The sequence below is a fragment of the Brachybacterium sp. AOP3-A1-3 genome (assembly GCF_052378285.1).
Classification (GTDB): Bacteria; Actinomycetota; Actinomycetes; order Actinomycetales; family Dermabacteraceae; genus Brachybacterium.
In genome coordinates this window covers 43,142-60,688 of sequence record NZ_JBQSXM010000012.1, presented here as the reverse complement: position 1 = coordinate 60,688, position 17,547 = coordinate 43,142, and the positions used below count along the sequence as shown (strand labels likewise).

Genomic DNA, 17,547 nt, shown 5'->3' with positions numbered 1-17,547 from the left:
CTTTGCCCCGCTCACGGTGAGAGATGGGTGCGGGTGGAGGGTCGAGTGCCGCTGGGGGTGAGGGAGCGCGGACCTACTCCAGGGACTCGAACTTGCGGATCCAGGCCGAGCCGATGGGGTTGGCGTCGGCCATCATGATCACGAAGCGGTCCCCGGCGATCTCGGCGACCTCGGTCAGCGCCACGCGACGTTCGTGCTCGAGGGAGTGGTCCAGGCGGCGCACCCCGTCGGCGATTACCTTCGCGAAGGTGTCGGTGCGGCCCAGGAAGGCCACGAAGGGCATGTCGAACTTCTCCGCGTAGCGGGCGGAGAGGTCGCGCACCGCGAGGATGTCCTCGTCCGACAGGTTCTCCAGTGCGAAGGAGCCCACGTCCTGGCTGATCGCGCCGGCCTGCTCCTCGTCGGCGGTCACCAGGGTGGCCATGTCGGGGTAGTTCGCCACGAGCGCGTCCTGCTCGGCGCGGTCCGCTCCGAGCACCGCGTCCTCGATCGCGGCGCGCAGGGCGGGGGCGTCGGCGAAGGGACGCGACTCCCAGGCCTGCGCGAGCGGCCAGGTCGCCCCGTTGAACAGCGATCCGAAGGTGGACACGAAGGTCTCGCGATCCATCTCGCCCACCTCCGAGATGCCGATGCGCTCGCCGTCGGCGGTGGTGGTGACCTTGGAGCCGTGCTGGCCGCCGAGGTGGAAGAACAGCACGTTGAGGACGATCGCGGTGATCGCGCCGACGGTCACGCCCGAGGAGACGAACACCTGGGCCCAGGCGGGGAACACGCCGGCGATGTCGGGCTTGAAGCTGACCAGCATCGCCAGACCCAGCGAGGTGCCCACGATGACCGAGTTGCGGTTGTCGGTGAGGTCCACCTTGGACAGGGTCTGGACGCCGACGAGGGCCACCGAGGCGAACAGGGCGAGGGAGGCGCCGCCGAGCACGGGGGAGGGGATCGCCTCGACGACGGCGCCGGCCTTGGGCAGCACGCCGAGCACGATCATGATCACGCCGGCCCCGGCGACCACCCAGCGGGACTTCACGCGGGTCAGGCGCACCAGGCCGATGTTCTGCGCGAAGCAGGTGTACGGGAAGGAGTTGAGCACGCCGCCCAGCAGCGTCGAGAGACCGTCGGCCCGGATCGCCTCGGAGATGTTCTTGGGCCGGATCCGCTTCCCGACGATCTCTCCCGCGGCGAAGACGTCGCCGGTGGTCTCCACCATCGTGATCAGCATGACGATGATCATCGAGACGATCGCGGTGAGCGAGAAGGTGGGGATGCCGAAGTAGAACGGCGTGGTGACGCCGAAGGCGGAGGCCTCGGTGACGCCGCCGAAGGAGGTGTCGCCCAGGATCAGGGCGACGGCGGTGCCGATCACGAGGCCCAGCAGCACCGCGATCGTGCCCAGGAAGCCGCGGAAGAACCGCTGCACCAGCACGATGATCGCCAGCGTGCCCAGGGCGTAGGCGATGTCGCGGCCGGCCGGGACGCCCTCGGCGTAGTTGGTGATGTCCCCGGCGGAGACCCCCAGCAGCGTGATGCCCATCGTGGTCAGCACGGTGCCGATCACCACCGGGGGGAAGAACCGCAGGATCTTCGCGAAGTACGGGGCGACCAGAAAGGTGAACAGGCCCGCCACGATGATCGAGCCGTAGATCATCGGCAGACCCTCGACGCCGCCCTCGCCACCGGTCGCGGCCAGGCCGATCGCGATGATCGGGCTCACCGCGGTGGTGGTCACGCCCTGGATGATCGGCAGGCGCACGCCCACCTTCCAGAAGCCGACCGACTGGATCAGCGTCGCGATGCCGCAGGTGAACAGGTCCGCGTTGATCAGGTGGATGGTCTGCTCGGCGGTGAGGCCCAGTCCCGAGGCGATCAGCAGCGGCACGATGACCGCGCCGGCGTAGAAGGCGAGCACGTGCTGGATCGACAGCACGCCGAGCCGGGCGGGAGGAGGCACCTGGTCCACGGGATGCGTGCGGGGCGTCTCGAGCGCGGGTGAGGCGGTGGTCATGGGCCGTCCTTGAGGATCCAGCGGGCGAAGAGAGGGGCGGGGAAGATCGAGGGGCCGGGCACACTCTGGAAGCAGGGCATGCAGGGGAAGTCCCGGGTCTCAGGGTAGAGCCCGGAGGGTTCCCGAGGCCGCCCAGGATCGCCCCTCGGTCGCTGGACGCCCCGGAACGAGAGGCACCCCACGCAGGGCCCGGGATCGGGGGCCGGGAGGAGGTGATGCGTGACATCGGGGGCAACAGATGGCCCTTCGGCGCGCTGCGGTGTAGAAGGGGAGCGTGAGCACCTCCCCGCCGTCGACCCCGCCGTCGACCCCGCCGTCGACCTCCGCCCCCGCCGCTCCCTCCCGCGCCGCCGCCGTGGGAGGTGTGCTCGCGGTGCTCGCCGTCGGCGCCATCGCGGTGAACCTGCGCCCCGGGGCGACCAGCATCGGGCCGCTCATGGAGAACATCGTCGGCGCGTTCGGCCAGGGCGCGATCGCCTCGGGCCTGCTCACTGCGCTGCCCTGCATCGCCTTCGGCATCTTCGGCTTCCTGGCCGTCCCGATCTCCCGTCGGCTGGGATTGACCGGCACCATCGTCGCGTCGTTCGTGCTGGTGGCCGTCGGGCTGCTGCTGCGGCCCGCCGCCAGCAGCTTCGGCATGTTCCTCGCCCTGTCGCTGCTCGTGCTGGTCGGGCCCGCGCTCGGCAACGTGGTGGTGCCCGCCTGGATCAAGCAGCACGGCGGGCTGCGCACCGTGGGCCTCATGACGCTGTACAGCGTGACCCTCGCGGTCGGCGGCTCCGCGGGGGCCGCGTTCGCGGTCCCGCTGGCGGGTCAGGCGGCCGACGGGTGGCGCGACTCGCTCCAGTTCTGGGGGATGATCGCCGTCGTCCCCGTGGTGATCTGGGCGTTCGTGCTCACGCGCACCGGCCACGACTTCCCGCCCGCCCCGGCGAGCGGAGATCTCCCGGGGTCCCTGCTGCGCTCGCCGACGGCGATCGCGCTGACCGTCATGTTCGGCGTGCAGTCCATGAACGCCTACACCCAGTTCGGGATGCTGCCCCAGATCCTCACCTCGTCCGGTCTCACGCCCACGCGGGCGGGGCTCATCATCGCGGTGATCTCCGGCTGGGGCATCGTGGGCGGGCTCGTGATGCCCACGGTCATCGCCCGCTTCCGTCGGCTGCCCTGGTTGGTCGCGGGCTTCGGGGTGCTCACCACGATCGGCTACCTCGGCTTCTGGCTGGCGCCGGCCGCGAGCCCGCTGCTGTGGGCCTGCATCCTGGGGATCGGCGGCTTCGCCTTCCCCACCGCGATCGCGCTGCTGCCCGCCCGCACCCGTTCCGCCCGGGTGACCGCGCGCCTGGCCGGGATGGCCCAGCCCCTGGGGTACGTGTTCGCGGCCATCGGCCCGATCGCCGCCGGCGCCCTGCTGGACACGACCGGTTCGGTGCCCGCTGTGCTGCTCTTCCTCGCCCTGACCGGCATCGTCCTGGCCATCGCGGGCTACCGGGCGGCGCTGCCGCGGATGGTCGACGACGAGATCGTCGGCTGACTGCCCCTGCTCCGCAGGTCCCGCCCCTGCTGCGCACGACGGACCGATCTGCACGACGATCCGTGGGAAGATGCCGTCATGAGCATCGTCAGCACGCTGCGCATCCTGGCGTCCCAGCGACCGTCCCTCCCGTCCCGTGCCCTCGCGACCTCTGCTCGCGTGGAGCGTCGGCGGCCGGGGCAGGTCCCGGTGACCTGGATCGATGCGCCCCTCGCAGCAACCGCCACGATCGTCCACCTGCACGGTGGCGGCTATGTGCGCGGAGAGAGCCCGAACCACTGGGGCTGGCTCGAGGAGGTCGGTCGGCGCAGCGGCGCGGCCACCGCGATGGTCCATTACCGGATGCCCCCGCGGCACCCCTTCCCGGCCGCGGTCGAGGACGTCCTGCACGCCCTCGACGCGATGGCGGAGGAGAGCCGGCTGCGTCCCGGACGCTGGGTGCTCTCCGGGGACAGCGCCGGCGGCGGCCTCGCGCTCGCCGTCGCCCGGACCCTCGCCCAGACCGGGGGTGACATCCCCGCCCTGCTGCTGCTCGAATCCCCGTGGGCGGACCTCGCCGCCCACGTCGAGGAGTCCAGCGACCACGGCACCGCGGCGCGCCTCTACGCCGGCACGGTCCCGGCGGACGACCCGCGCATCAGCCCGCTGCTGGGGGACCTCGGCGGACTGCCGCCGGTGCACCTGGTCACCGGCAGCCACGACCCGCTCGTGACGGACTCTCGTCGTCTGCACGAGGGGATCGCCGCGGCCGGAGGCGAGGTCGAGTACCTCGAGGTGGCCGGGGTGGGCCATGACCCCGCAGTACTTTCGTCGGGCCCGGCGGGACAGGTGGCGCGCCGCTCGCAGATCGAGGCCGTCCGCGCCGGTCTGGGTCTGCGCGCGAGCGTCTGAGCAACGCGGCGGATCCCGCTCGCGGTCACGCGTCGGCGGTCACGCCCATCGGCAGCCGATCGAGCGCCTCGACCAGGGGTGAGAGCTCCGGGATCCCGCGAGCCTCCTGGAGCGTCTCCTCGAGGATGCGGTCGTAGGTGGGGCGCGCCTGCTCGAGCAGCTCGACGCCTGCGGGAGTGAGCTCGGTGTAGATGCCACGGCGGTCGTCCGCGCACAGCACCCGGGTGAGCAGGCCGCGCTCCTCCAGGCGGTTGACCAGGCGCGTCGCCGCACTGGCCGAGAGCGCGGCGGCCCTCGCGAGCTGGCTCATCCGCATGTGCCAGCCGTGCTGGCGGCTGAGGGCATCCAGCACGGTGAACTCGACGACCGACAGGGTGTGCCCCTCGCCGAGCGCCTTCTCCAGGCGGGTCTCGATCAGGCCGTGCAGCGAGGCGAGCGTGCGCCAGCCCCGGGCGCGGATCTCGAGGGAGTCATCGGCGATGCCCATGGGGCCTCCTGGTGGGTGAGTTCTGCGGCGCGTGAGCGATGGAACGACCTCCTCAGGATAGACGCTCTTGCAATAGCCCGCGCATGCAACTACTGTCCTCTCGTCACCACATAGTTGCACACGCGGCATGACGGCGTGCGCGACGACATGTCCTCTCACGTCCCCCCACTTCTCCTCCGGATGTTCGGCGCCCCGCGACCCTGCCGTCCGACCGCCACGAAAGGAACGCGATGCCCCTCGCACTGCTCGCCCTCGCCCTCGGAGGCTTCGGGATCGGCCTCACCGAATTCGTCATCGCCGGCCTGCTGCCCGAGGTCGCCCAGGACCTCCAGGTCAGCGAAGCCGCCGCCGGCATGCTCATCTCCGGCTACGCGCTCTCCGTGGCGGTCGGCGCGCTGGGCCTCACGGCACTCGTGAACCGCCTGAACCGCAAGCACGTCCTGTCCGGTCTCATGATCCTGTTCATCGCCGGCAACCTGGTCTCCGCCCTCGCGCCCAGCTACGAACTGCTCCTGCTGGGCCGGATCCTCTCCGCACTCACCCACGGCGCCTTCTTCGGGATCGGGGCGGTCGTCGCCGCGTCCCTCGTCGAGAGGTCCAAGCAGGCCGGGGCGATCGCCCTCATGTTCGGAGGGCTCACCACCGCCAACGTGCTCGGCGTGCCGCTGGGCACCCTGCTCGGCCAGCAGCTCGGCTGGCGCTCCACCTTCTGGGCCATCACCGCGATCGGTGTCCTCGCGCTGATCGGCATGCTCGTGCTGCTGCCGGACCGCCCCGTCGACCAGGACGCCCCCGGGCTCCGCCACGAGGTCACGGCCTTCCGCAACCGGCAGGTCTGGTTCTCGCTCGCCGTCACCGTGCTCGGCTTCGGCGGCATGTTCGGCGCCTTCACGTACATCGCCTTCACCCTGACCGGGGTCTCCGGCTTCGCCTCGAGCTGGGTGCCGGGCCTGCTGATCCTCTTCGGGCTGGGGATGTTCGCCGGCAACCTCCTCGGCGGGCGGGCGGCGGACCGCTCCGTGCCCCGCACCCTCGTCGTGGTGCTGTCGGCGCTGCTGGTGGTCATGATCGCGTTCGCCCTGCTCGCGGGCTCGCAGATCGCCACCGTGCTGCTGCTGATGGCGATGGGGGCCTTCGGGTTCGCCACCGTCCCGGCGCTGCAGATGCGGATCATGGGGGACGCGGGTGAGGCCCCCACCCTGGCCTCCGGTGCCAACATCGCCGCGTTCAACGTGGGCAACGCCCTCGGCGCCTGGCTCGGCGGTCTCGCGATCACCGCCGGCGGCGGCTACACCTCCCCGCTGTGGGTCGGGGCCGCCCTGACGGCGGGAGCGCTGATCGTGCTGGTCGTGGCGGAGCAGGCCCGACGACGGGCACGACAGGGGGTGCGACGGGATGCCCGGCGTGCGGCGGGAGATGCGTCGGCCGCCGACGGACTGGACGCCCCGCAGTCGCCCCGCCTCCCTGAGCACCTGGCGTCCTGACCACTCGCCGTCCTGACCATTCGCCGTCCTGACCACTCGCGTTCATCACCACCTGGGACGATAATCGGAGGAAGGCCGTCGGCCCGCGCTGTCGGCATCGTCGAGCGGAAGGCACATCATGCTTCTCGAACGATTCTTCGAGACCGACCTCGCCCAGGCGAGCTATCTGATCGCCTCGACCGACGCCGGCCGCGCGATCGTCGTCGACCCCCGCCGCGACGTGCAGGGATATCTGGACCTCGCGGCCAAGCACGGTCTGAGCATCACCGACGTCACCGAGACCCACATCCACGCGGACTACCTCTCGGGCACCCGGGAGCTCGCCGCGGCCACGGGCGCCACGATCCATGTCTCCGGGCACGGCGGCGCGGACTGGTCCTACGACTACCACGCCCAGCTGCTCCACGACGGCGACGAGATCGCCGTCGGCGAGGTGCGGCTGCGGGCGCTGCACACCCCCGGACACACCCCGGAGCACCTGAGCTTCCTGGTCACCGACGGGAACGTCGCCGACGAACCCGGGTATCTCCTCTCGGGCGACTTCATCTTCGCCGGGGACCTGGGCCGGCCCGACCTGCTCGACGAGGTCGCCGGGGGCGAGGACACCCGCGAGGATTCCGCCCGGGCCATGTTCGCCTCGCTGCGGGACCGCTTCGTCACGCTGCCGGACCACCTCCAGGTGTTCCCCGGCCACGGCGCCGGCTCCGCCTGCGGGAAGTCGCTCGGTGCGGTGCCGTCCACGAGCGTCGGCTACGAGAAGCGCTTCGCCTGGTGGGCGCCGTTCGTCACGGCGGGCGACGAGGACGGGTTCGTCGGCCGGCTGCTGGACGGCCAGCCCGAGGCGCACGCCTACTTCGCACGGATGAAGCGGCAGAATCGTGACGGGCCCGCCGTGCGCGGGGCCGTCGAGCCGCTGGCCGAGCTCGATCCGGCCGACGCCGCCTCCGCTCTCGCCGCCGGGACGGCGGTGCTGCTGGACACCCGCAGCCTCGAGGAGGTCCGCAGCGGCGCCGTGGTCGGCGCCCTCACGGCGCCCGCGACGGCCAGCCGCTCCACCTACGCGGCCTGGACCTTCGACCCCGAGCGGGAGGACACCTCGGTGATCCTGCTGGCCCGGGACCACGGCCAGGCGCAGGAGCTGCGCGACAACCTGCTGCGCGTCGGGATCGACGCCGTGGACGGGTACATCACCGCGCTCGGCGACCTGCCCGGCTTCGTCCCCGAGACCGTCTCGCCGGCGGACCTCGACGGTCACCGGCACGATCTGCTCCTCGACGTGCGCGGCCGCGACGAGCACGCCGGCGGGGCCGTTCCCGGCTCACAGCAGCTCCACGGCGGCCGGGCCCTGTGGAAGCTCGATGAGCTCCCCGCGGACGGCCGGATCGTCGTGTACTGCCAGTCCGGCCTGCGTGCCGGGGTGGTCTCCTCCGCGCTGCGCCGTGCAGGCTACGACATCGTCGAGCTCGAGGGCAGCTACGCCGGCTGGTCGCAGTGGGCGGAGACATCAGGGTCGAGGACAGCTGTGCCGAGGACAGCTGTGCCCGGGACAGCAGAGGAAGAGGATGCCGGGACGGAAGCAGAGGGGACGGAAGCAGAGGGGGCGGATCCAGACGGGACGGATCCAGAGGGGACGGACACCGCAGCGGCGAAGAAGCCCGTGAACGCCCGCTAATCTGATCCCATGACCCGCGGCGACCAGCCCCTCGACGGCCAGCCCCTCGATGGCCAGCCCCTTGATGGCCAGTCCCTTGATGGCCAGTCCCTTGATGGCCGGGCGGTCCGGGGCGGCAGCTCGCCGGCCATCCCCGAGATCCGTGACCTGCTGGTCGCCCACACCTCTGCGGGGACCCTGCGGATCGTGCTCCAGCAGCTGACCCTCCGCGAGGACGGGCGCGAGGTCGGGGTGCACGAGGTGATCGATGCGGTCACCGACGTGGGCGGCAACCTCGTGACCTTCTCGCTGCGGGCCTCCGTGCACGGCGACCTCGAGGACGCGGCCCGGCTGGAGACGGCGATCCGTCGGCTGCGCGAGGACATCGCCGCCGATCCAGCACGGCCGATCGACAGCCTCGTCGTGCTCATCGACGGGGACGGGCACCATCGGGTGAACGTCGACAGCGGGCTGGAGGTCTCCCCGCAGGATGTGGCCACTCACCCCGCGCTCCGCGACGGAGCCCACCACATCACGCACGAATCGCCCGCCCTGGACGACCTGCGGGATCGGCTCGCGAGCCCTCCGCCCGGCGTGCTGCGGCGGGGCCGTGACCTGGTGCGCGGCTGGCTGCGTCGGTCCGTCTGAGCGATCACCCCGGCCCGACGCTCAGGCGCAGGCCACGTTCGTCGCTCAGGCGCAGGCCACGTTCGTCGCGCCGTCCCCGGTCGGCGGCGCCGAGGACGGATCCAGCAGATCCTCCTCGAGGAGCCGTGGGGCGGCGATCACGGTGTCCATCGTGGCCCGCTGCGCGGCGCGCTGCTCCACGGTGTCCGCGAGTGCGGGGACGACCAGCCCGCCGGCGTCGCCGACGGCGCACGCGTCCAGGCCATGGATGGTGGCGCGGAGAGCGGCGGTGGCGACCGAGCCGACAGCTGCGTCTGTGCCTGTGCCTGTGCCTGTGCCTGTGTCTGCGTCTGCGTCTGCGTCTGCGTCTGAGTCTGTGGTGGTGCCGGTGTGGAGGGTCGCGACGATGCCCACCCGGTAGGCGACTACGCCCACGGCGTGGGTGGCGGTGTCCAGCACCGACCAGGCGATGGTGCCGCCCAGCAGGAGCGCCGGCGCGCCCTGCTGATCAGCACGGAACCAGTCCATGGACAGCGCCGGTCGGCCGACGCTGCGGAAGCCGTCTGCGAGGGCGAAGCAGTAGACATGGCGCTCGCCGCCGTCCCAGGCGGTCTGCAGGAGCTCCTGCCAGTACTCGGGGCTCGCGGAGCGGACATGCTCGAGGGCGGCCGCGTCGTCGAGGCCGCGGAGCAAGCCGGGGGAGAGATAAGCCGCCTCGAGGAAGGCGACGAGCGACTGCCGAGCCGGATCCAGGAGGGTGTCGTCGTCCCCGATGTCGCCCCAGGTCTCCAGCTCGGCCGATGCACCGGAGACCGGCAGGGCCAGGATCTCGTCGGCCGTGTGCCCGTCCCAGCGCACCCCGTCGAGATCGGCGAGAGGGTCCCGCGGGATCTCGCCCGAGGTGGGCACGAGGGCTGGATCGCGGCGGCAGCCGGCGCCGAGCAGCACGGCTCCGGAGGCGGCGACCAGTCCGGCGAGATCACGCCGGCGCAGCGCGGAGCGGGGCGGGGTCATCGCCGATCGGGGGGCCATCGGCAGCCGGCGGCTCATCGGCGGCCGGGGGCGGAGGGGTCCGCGCGCCCGGCCTCGGCCTCGAGCCCGCGGCGCACGTCGTCGGCCCGCCCGCGGTCGCGCCGGACGGCCCGGTCCACCAGCTCCCGGGTGTCGTGCTCGGGCTGCTCGGGCAGCAGCACAGCCCAGGTCAGGAAGCCGATGGTGAGCACGGCGGTGAGGGCGACGAGGAGGCCCAGCAGCGGCCAGGAGAAGGCGACGGGATCCCAGAACGAGTCGCTCCGGAAGGGTGCGGCCAGGACCACGAGAACCCCCATCCGATCGTGGTGCGCGAGCCCCGGGAACGGACCTGGACCCACAGAGATGAAGGTCAGCATAGCGGCCGGGAGTTTCGTGGTTATGCTGGGGAAGTTATGGCTGATGTGATCGTCGGGCGCTTCGCCCTCATCGACCTGATCGCCAAGGGCGGTTCCGGGTCTGTCTGGCGTGCCTGGGATTCGAAGACCGAGGAGCTGTGTGCGGCGAAGGTGCTGCGCCAGCGCGACTCCGCCGATCTGATGCGCTTCGTGCGCGAGAAGGGCGTGAGCTTCGATCACCCCCACCTCCTGACCCCCTACGGCTGGGGCGCGGAGGACGAGCACGTGGTGATCGCGATGCCGCTGGCCTCCGGCGGCACCCTCGAATCCGTGGTCAAGACGCGCGGCAAACTCGCCGAGCCCGCCGTGGTCGTGCTCCTGGACCAGCTGCTCGACGGACTCTCCCATATCCACGCCGAGGGCTGGATCCATCGGGACGTGAAGCCGGCGAACATCATGTTCGAGCCGCGCGGCCGCGCCGTGCCCGTCTCCCGGCTCGCGGACTTCGGCATCGCCGTGCACGAGACCGATGTGCGCTTCACGCACGTGGGCATGGTCAACGGCACCCCCGGGTACATGGCACCGGAGCTGTTCGCGATGGCGGAGCCCGTGCCCTCCCATGACCTCTACGCCGCGGGTGTGGTCGCGATGGTGGCCCTGAACGGCCCGATCAAGCTCCACGACGGCTCGTTCCGGCCCGACGAGCTCACCCAGCACCTGCGCGGTGTGACCCCGAAGCTGTCCGCGGTGATCCGCAAGCTGGTCGCCGCCCAGCCCGAGGACCGCTACCAGGACGCCGACACGGTGCGCCGCGATCTGCCGCGCGTGCCGCAGGGCTACCCCCTGACCCACGCCGACGGATCTCCGCTCGACCTCCGCGACACCCTGGACCCGCTGCCGGCGGACGCTCCCGGGGCGGTGCGACCCCAGCGGCCCGTTTCCCAGGTCAACCCCTCCTCGCTCGAGGCGATCCGAGCCGGCCAGGTCCAGCAGGGCTTCTCCTCCGGCTCGCCGTCCCCGCAGACGGGACCGCAGTGGGCGGGGCAGCAGGCATCGACGCAGCACGCACCCGGCCACTACGCGCCCGGCCAGAACGCGCCCACCCAGCACCCGTCCACCCAGCAGGGAACCTCCCCGTACGGGGCGCCGCAGCACGGACCGGGACCGCAGGGTCGGATGCAGCAGCAGTACACGCCGCAGCAGTACGCCACGCACTCCGGTGCCCGGTCGGGCACCCAGTCCCCGACAGGCGCTACCGCCGCCCAGGGCGGGGGCAAGGACCGCAGCACCCTGATCGCCGTGGGCCTCGGGATCGCCGCGGCGATCGTCCTCGGCGTGATCGTGGCCATCACCTTGCTGATCATCTTCCCCGAGCAGTCCGCGCTCGGCGCCGGCAGTGCCGACGGCGCCGGGGCTGGTAGTGCCGCTGGTGTCGGCACCAGCAGCATCGACGCGGCCTTCGCCGAGGTCGACCCCGGCCAGGAATGCGCTGAGCAGGACCAAGGGGTCATCGCCCTCACGCCCGAGGGTGACTACCTCTCCTGCACCCTCACCGACGACGGCGACGGCGACGGGTACGCCTTCGCCTGAGCAGCCACGTGACCAGTCGCGTGAGCGGCCGCGTGACCGGCCGCGTGACCGGCCGCGTGACCGGCCGCCCCGTGTCAGCGCGTGGATCTCCCTGAGCACATGGTCCGACGCGTCGGATAGGCACAGGCATTCCGACACGTCAGACCGCATGCCGACAGGTGCGCCGCGCGCTCAGCGCGGTGCGACCGCCGTGATGTCCAGGGATTGCACGAGCGCTTCGCGCCGGGGGTCCATGAGCAGGTCGATGCGCAGGGAGGGGGCGCCGTCCCCGACGCCGGGCAGCACCCAGCGCAGCTGCGCACGGCTGATCGCCGTCGCATCCTCCACCCGCAGGGACGCCAGGGCGTCCGAGCTCGGTGCCGTCGTGCCTGAACCCGTCGTGCCTGAACCCGTCGTGCCTGAACCCGTCGTGCCCGAGCCCGTCGTGTCCGAACCCGTCGCGGCGAGACCGGTCGCGGCGAGGGCGGCGTCCAGGCGCCGGCGACGCTCGGCGCGGGAGGTGTCGAGGTCCATGTTGTCCGCGAACCAGGCGTCGGCCACGGAGTCCTCACCGGTGCGCAGCCAGTCCAGGGCAGCCGCGGCCGCCTCGAGGGTGCGGGGTGCGGCCTGCACCGCGGCGGGGGCGAGCAGGGCCGGTGCCTCGCGCTGCAGGATCCGCAGGGCCTGCATCGAGAGGGGGACCGCGGGGGCGTACTTGGAGTTGGCGAGTGCCACGACGCCCACGCCGGTGGCGCGGTGCCACACCATGAACGAGCCGTACCCGGGGTATCCGCCGGAGTGGGAGATGACCTCGCCGAGGTCGGGGAACTGCTCGATGACCAGGCCGAAGCCGTAGCCCCGGATCCGGTCGAAGCCGGGCGAACGGCCGTCCTCGCCGGCAGGGAGGGCGGGCATCCGGTGGTGCCGCTTGAGCTGCTGCATCTCGCGGCGCGAGGCCGTCGTGAGGAGCGCCTGATCCCGCGCCGCGGAGTCGGGAGCGTCGGCGGCGGCGAGGAACCGCACCCAGGTCGCGACGTCGTCGACCGTGGAGAACAGGCCGGCCATTGCGCCGTACACGCCGGGGGAGTCCAGCGGCACCGGCTCGAAGCGGGTGGCGTCGGTGCGGTCGGCCAGGCGGTGACCGGTGGCCACCCGGGCGGAGTCCAGGCCGGAGGTTTCGAAGGCGGTATCCGCCATGCCCAGCGGCTCCAGGAAGCGCTCGCGGATCTGCGCGGTGTAGTCCGAGCCGGTGACCTCGTCGATCACGCGGCCCAGCAGCGCGTACCCGGTGTTGGAGTACTCGAAACCGGTGTCGGGCCGGTGCACATGGCCGAGCCCGCCGGCGAGCAGGGTCGCGAACTCCTCACGGGTCATGGCCTCCTGCCGATCGCCCCACGGGTTGTCGGTGACCAGGCCGCCGCCCATGGTGAGCAGATGGCGCAGAGTGGGCTCGGGCTCGTCGGCGGCGAGCTCGAACGCCCCGGCGGCCTCGGGCACGTAGGTGCTGACCGGATCGTCCAGGCGGAGCGTCCCCTCGTCGCGCAGGGCGAGGATCGTCGCGGCGGTGAAGGACTTCGTCATCGACGCGATGCGGGAGATCGTGGCCCCGTCCATGGGGGCGGAGCCCGCGGCGAGCTCCCCGTTGTCCAGTTCGCGGGACCCGGCGGCGCCGTGCGCGAGGACGGCCTTCCCATGGTCGTGCCCGCCGACGATCGCCCAGGTCACCCCTGAGGTCCTGTGCTGCTCGACGGCTTCCTCGAACAGGGCGGAGACCGCGGCGAGAGCGGCCGGGGGCACGATGACGCTGGGGGTGCCGGGCGTGCTGGGGCTGGGGGCGATGGAGCTGGAAGGCATGGATCTCACTCTAGGACGTCGGGCGTGGTGGGATTGTCGGGCCGGGCGAGATCGTCGGGCAGGTCCGCGGGTTCCGGCGGCTCGGAAGTCTCCGGCGGCTCGGGTGCCACCGGAGCGCGGGAGCCGTAGAACTCCGCGATGATTCGGGCCGGCTCCGCTCCGATCGCCGCGGTCAGCAGGGAGGGGTCGGTGCGGGCCGGATCGTAGGGAGCCGGCGTCGGAGCCGGGCCGGGGGAGGATCCGTCGTCGTCGTCGTCGTCGTCGTCGTCGTCCGTCCCGTCGGCGTCTGCGGCATCGGCAGGCCCGGAGAGATTGCGGGCCCCTGTGCTCTCCCGGGGCGCGATCAGGTCCTCGAGGGTGAGGCCCCGCAGGGTCACGAGGTGCACGGGGTGCTCGTCGACGGCCTCGACCAGCACGTACACCAGGGCCGCGACGTGGCGGCAGGGTCCCGGCCAGTCCAGGCAGGAGCAGTCGTGGCTCAGCTCGGAGGCGTCGCGCGGCAGCAGGGAGATCTCGTGCGGGGCCAGCGCGCCCTCGATCTCCTGCGGGTAGTCGCCGGCGGCGAGTCGGGCGGGCAGCTCGGGGCGGGCCCGGACCACCTGCAGGAACACCTCGCGGTCCGACGGGGAGTAGACGGGCAGGTCGATGCGCGCCTGGTACAGCTCGCCGTCGGCGTCGAGCACGTCGCCGCGGGCGATCCCCGCCTCGACGTCGAGCCATTGCACGCGTCCCGCGCGGGCGTCGGCCCTCCCGCTGCCGGAGCGGCCCACTCCCAGGAGGCGCTCGGCGGCGTCGCGCAGGGCGGCGGCGTGCCAGCCCTTCCCGATCGCGCCGCGGCGCGAGACCAGCTTGATGCTCATCGACCGTCCCTCACGTCTCGTCCTCGTCCAGGGTCAGCAGGTTCAGCAGACGGTCGTCGTCGAGGTCGGAGAGCCAGTCCTCCCCGGGGCTGATGGTGAGATCGGCGAGGGACTGCTTGTCCGCGAGGACCGTGTCGATCTTCTCCTCGACGGTGCCGGCGCTGACCAGCTTGTGCACGGTGACGTCGCGGCGCTGGCCGATGCGGAAGGCGCGGTCGGTGGCCTGGTTCTCGACCGCGGGGTTCCACCAGCGGTCCAGGTGCACCACGTGGTTGGCGGCGGTGAGGGTGAGGCCCGTGCCACCGGCGCGCAGGCTCAGCAGCATGAGCCCGGGGCGGTCCCGATGCTCCTGGAACTCGGCGACCATCTGATCGCGGTCGTGCTTGGAGACGCCTCCGTGGAGGAACGGCACACTGATCCCGTACTCCGCGAAGCGCTCCTCCCAGTACGGGACCAGGAGGTGCCCGAAGGTCGTGAACTGGGTGAACAGGATCGCCTTCTCCCCGTCGGCGAAGGCTGCCTCGAGCACGTCATCGATGAGCTCGAGCTTCCCGGACCGGTGCTGGTCCTCGCGCAGGATCGACGAGCCGTCGCCCAGGTAGTGGGCGGGATGGTTGCACACCTGCTTCAACCGGGTGATGGTCGAGACCACGAGCGTGCGGCGGGTCTTCTCGTCGGCCCCGTCGATCTTCACCATCAGCTCGTCGACCAGCGCCTGGTAGAGGCCTGCCTGCTCAGGGGTCAGGTTCACGACCCTCGTGAGTTCGTTCTTCTCCGGCAGGTCCTTGATGATCGAGCGGTCGGTCTTCACCCGGCGCAGGATGAACGGGGAGGTCACGAGCTTGAGACGGCTCAGTGCCGCGCCGTCCCCGTCCTCCTCGATCGGGGTGGCGATGCGGTCCCGGAAGCTGGTCGCGCTGCCCAGCAGCCCGGGGTTCGCGACCTCCATGAGGGAGTGCAGATCGGCGAGCTTGTTCTCCACCGGGGTGCCTGTCAGTGCCAGGCGATGGGGGGCGTGCAGGGTGCGGGCGGCGCGCGTGACCTGGGTGCCCGGGGTCTTCACGTGCTGCGCCTCGTCGAGCACGATGCGGTGCCAGGGAACGGCGGAGAGCACCGGGAGATCGCGGGCGAGCAGGGAATAGGTGGTGATCACGAGGTCCAGATCGCTGGCGCCCGCGACGAAGGACTCGTCCCGCAGGCGGCTGCCGCCGTGGTGCACGTGCACGGCCAGGTGCGGGGCGAAGGTCGCGGCCTCGCGCTGCCAGGCCCCCACCACGGACATCGGGCACACCAGCAGGGTGGGGCCGACGCTCCCGGGCGTCGCCGGGGGGACGACGTCGGGGACCTCGATGGAGTACCGCTCGTGCCCGAAGGCGTCGGTGCCTTCCCGTTCGCGGCACAGCAGGGCGAGGACCTGCATCGTCTTGCCGAGTCCCATGTCGTCGGCGAGGATCCCGCCCAGCCCCATCCGGTCCAGCGCCCACAGCCAGTTCAGGCCGTCGACCTGGTACGGCCGCAGGGTGGCCTGCAGGGAACGGGGCTGCGGGTGGGGGAAGGCGCCCTCGGCGCCGGGCATCAGCCGGGCCAGCCCGTGGCGGCCCCCGGAGACCAGCGCGGACATCCCGAAGTCCACGTCGGCGGCGTCGGGGGAGAGGATCAGCGAGAACATCTCCAGCCAGGGCGCCTGCCCGGAGACCTCGACCGGCGGGGGCGGGAGATCCGGCATCGCCGGGGCCGACGCGCCCGACGGGGACGACGGGGCAGATCTGGTCGACGGGGCTGATCGGGTCGACGGGGCCGACAGGTGGGGGCCGGGGCCGGCAGATGGGTCGAGGGAGGGCGCGTCCTGCACGATCCCGTCGTCCCCGGTGCGCAGGCGACGGTCGCGGGTGCGGGAGGTGAAGGCATCGAGGAACCGCTCGGCGGCGCGCAGGGTGGTGGCATCCAGGCGCACCCACTGGCCGCGCAGCTGCACGAGCTCGGACTGCGCCTCCCGGATCTGCTCCATCTCCTCCTCGGTGAGCTCGGTGTCGCCCACGGCGACCCGCCAGCGGAAGGAGGCCATCGCCCCCAGACCCACGCCGGAGGACTTCTTCTCCTGGGTGCCTTCTTCCTCGGCCTCCTGCGGGCGCAGGGTGGTGCGCTGCTTCGTCCAGTCGCGCGGCAGCAGCACCGTGACCCCGGCGTCCTCGAGCGCCGGGGTGTCCCGGGAGAGGAACTCCCCGGCCTCGGCGGTGGTCAGCAGCCAGTCCACACCGGTCTCGTCGACGGATGCGCCGCGCACCGTGGGGGCCAGGCGCATCACCGCGGCGGACGCCTCGGCGGCCCCGGCGGCGGTGAGGTCCCCGACGGCGCGCAGATCCGCGACGGGATGGACGGTCCCGTCGTGCTCCCGCAGGCAGGTCTGCAGCGGCCAGGCGGTGCCCACCGGCGGTTGGAACAGGCGCACCACCAGCTCACTGTCGGTGGAGGTGAGCTGCACGCCGGGGCGGCCGGAGTCCACGAAGGCATCGAACGCGGCGGTGATCCGGCGCTGCGCGGGCAGATCGGCGCGCAGGTCCCCGTCGTCGGCGAGCGCCCACAGCACGCCGAGGCGGTCCTCCTCCGGGGCCTGTGCCGTCCTCAGGTGCTCCGCGAAGGCGGAGCGGGCGTGCCCGTCCACCAGGGCGTGCAGCAGCGGCGGGGCGTCCCGCTCCGGGGCGCGCCACTCGAGCACGGGACGGCCGAAGCGCTCGCGGGCGCGCACCCGCATCGCGCGGTCGGCCACGACGTCCCGGGCACGCAGATCCAGCACGGTGGCCGCGATGAGGTCCGGCATCGCGACCAGCTCACCGCCGAGCCGGGCCGCGGCGCCGTCGGTGAGGAGCGCGGAGACCTGCTCGGCGAAGGCGTCGCCGAAGCGTGCTTCGAGCAGTTCGGTGACCGCTCCGACGACGGCGGTCAGGGCGGTGCCGCTCAGCGGCAGGGCGGGGACCCGGCGATCACTGGCCCGGCCCGCGATCCGTACCCGGTGGCGCAGCCGGTCCGGTGCTGCGGTGAGGGCCTCGGAGAGAGCGGCCGGGGCCTCCCGCCGTAGGTCGGAGAGATCCTCGAGGGCCTTCGAGCGGCCCGGACCGGTCTCCTCCCGCACCCACAGGGCGGGGCCCAGGTCCTCGTCGACGACGAGGCTGAGGCGGCGGGTGGGCATGATCCCAGCCTAGGCCCCGCGCCCGACATCC

The 17,547-nt window shown here is 72.3% G+C and carries 13 protein-coding genes; 6 read left to right on the top strand and 7 right to left on the bottom strand.

Annotation, left to right across the window (positions count from 1 at the left end):
• Positions 1–73: 73 nt before the first annotated feature.
• Positions 74–2,005, bottom strand: a complete 1,932-nt coding sequence (locus ACT3T5_RS14685; RefSeq protein ID WP_444594732.1) for a solute carrier family 23 protein — start codon at positions 2,003–2,005, stop codon at positions 74–76.
• A gap of 274 nt (positions 2,006–2,279) precedes the next feature.
• On the opposite strand from ACT3T5_RS14685, the gene ACT3T5_RS14680 reads away from it, so the two are divergent.
• Both ACT3T5_RS14680 and ACT3T5_RS14675 read left to right on the top strand, forming a co-directional pair.
• Positions 2,280–3,539 (top strand): MFS transporter, encoded by a 1,260-nt coding sequence (locus ACT3T5_RS14680; protein WP_444579681.1) that lies wholly within the window; start codon positions 2,280–2,282, stop codon positions 3,537–3,539.
• A gap of 78 nt (positions 3,540–3,617) precedes the next feature.
• Positions 3,618–4,430: an alpha/beta hydrolase gene (locus ACT3T5_RS14675; RefSeq protein WP_444594731.1), complete on the top strand. Its 813-nt coding sequence runs from the start codon at positions 3,618–3,620 to the stop codon at positions 4,428–4,430.
• 25 nt (positions 4,431–4,455) lie between these two features.
• Here the strand turns inward: ACT3T5_RS14675 and ACT3T5_RS14670 are convergent, their stop codons facing one another.
• A complete protein-coding gene (locus ACT3T5_RS14670) occupies positions 4,456–4,917 on the bottom strand; it encodes a MarR family winged helix-turn-helix transcriptional regulator (protein ID WP_444579679.1) in 462 nt (153 codons plus the stop codon).
• Between the two features lie 230 nt (positions 4,918–5,147).
• On the opposite strand from ACT3T5_RS14670, the gene ACT3T5_RS14665 reads away from it, so the two are divergent.
• From ACT3T5_RS14665 to ACT3T5_RS14655, 3 genes are all read left to right on the top strand, one after another.
• Positions 5,148–6,401: an MFS transporter gene (locus tag ACT3T5_RS14665; protein ID WP_444579678.1), complete on the top strand. Its 1,254-nt coding sequence runs from the start codon at positions 5,148–5,150 to the stop codon at positions 6,399–6,401.
• 118 nt (positions 6,402–6,519) lie between these two features.
• Positions 6,520–8,073, top strand: a complete 1,554-nt coding sequence (locus ACT3T5_RS14660; protein WP_444594730.1) for an MBL fold metallo-hydrolase — start codon at positions 6,520–6,522, stop codon at positions 8,071–8,073.
• 9 nt (positions 8,074–8,082) lie between these two features.
• On the top strand, positions 8,083–8,700 hold the full coding sequence (locus tag ACT3T5_RS14655; RefSeq protein WP_444594729.1) for a hypothetical protein: 618 nt from the start codon (positions 8,083–8,085) through the stop codon (positions 8,698–8,700).
• A gap of 45 nt (positions 8,701–8,745) precedes the next feature.
• On the opposite strand, the gene ACT3T5_RS14650 is transcribed toward ACT3T5_RS14655, so the two are convergent.
• Together ACT3T5_RS14650 and ACT3T5_RS14645 are read right to left on the bottom strand one after the other, a co-directional pair.
• The gene (locus ACT3T5_RS14650; RefSeq protein WP_444594728.1) at positions 8,746–9,711 is read right to left on the bottom strand and encodes a hypothetical protein; all 966 of its coding nucleotides are present in this window, start codon (positions 9,709–9,711) and stop codon (positions 8,746–8,748) included.
• Between the two features lie 14 nt (positions 9,712–9,725).
• On the bottom strand, positions 9,726–10,007 hold the full coding sequence (locus ACT3T5_RS14645; RefSeq protein WP_444579580.1) for a hypothetical protein: 282 nt from the start codon (positions 10,005–10,007) through the stop codon (positions 9,726–9,728).
• A gap of 96 nt (positions 10,008–10,103) precedes the next feature.
• Here ACT3T5_RS14645 and ACT3T5_RS14640 point away from each other — a divergent pair, with 96 nt between their 5' ends.
• Positions 10,104–11,636 carry a serine/threonine protein kinase gene (locus ACT3T5_RS14640; protein ID WP_444594727.1) on the top strand — a complete coding sequence of 511 codons (1,533 nt, stop codon included), beginning with the start codon at positions 10,104–10,106 and terminating at the stop codon, positions 11,634–11,636.
• A 171-nt stretch (positions 11,637–11,807) separates the two neighbouring features.
• On the opposite strand, the gene ACT3T5_RS14635 is transcribed toward ACT3T5_RS14640, so the two are convergent.
• The 3 genes from ACT3T5_RS14635 to ACT3T5_RS14625 are packed head-to-tail and all read right to left on the bottom strand — an operon-like array spanning position 11,808 to position 17,516.
• The gene (locus ACT3T5_RS14635) at positions 11,808–13,469 is read right to left on the bottom strand and encodes a serine hydrolase domain-containing protein (RefSeq protein ID WP_444594726.1); all 1,662 of its coding nucleotides are present in this window, start codon (positions 13,467–13,469) and stop codon (positions 11,808–11,810) included.
• Between the two features lie 5 nt (positions 13,470–13,474).
• A complete protein-coding gene (locus tag ACT3T5_RS14630) occupies positions 13,475–14,329 on the bottom strand; it encodes an SWIM zinc finger family protein (RefSeq protein WP_444594725.1) in 855 nt (284 codons plus the stop codon).
• Between the two features lie 10 nt (positions 14,330–14,339).
• Entirely contained in the window at positions 14,340–17,516 is a 3,177-nt protein-coding gene (locus tag ACT3T5_RS14625) for an SNF2-related protein (protein WP_444579584.1), read from the bottom strand.
• Positions 17,517–17,547 lie beyond the last annotated feature (31 nt).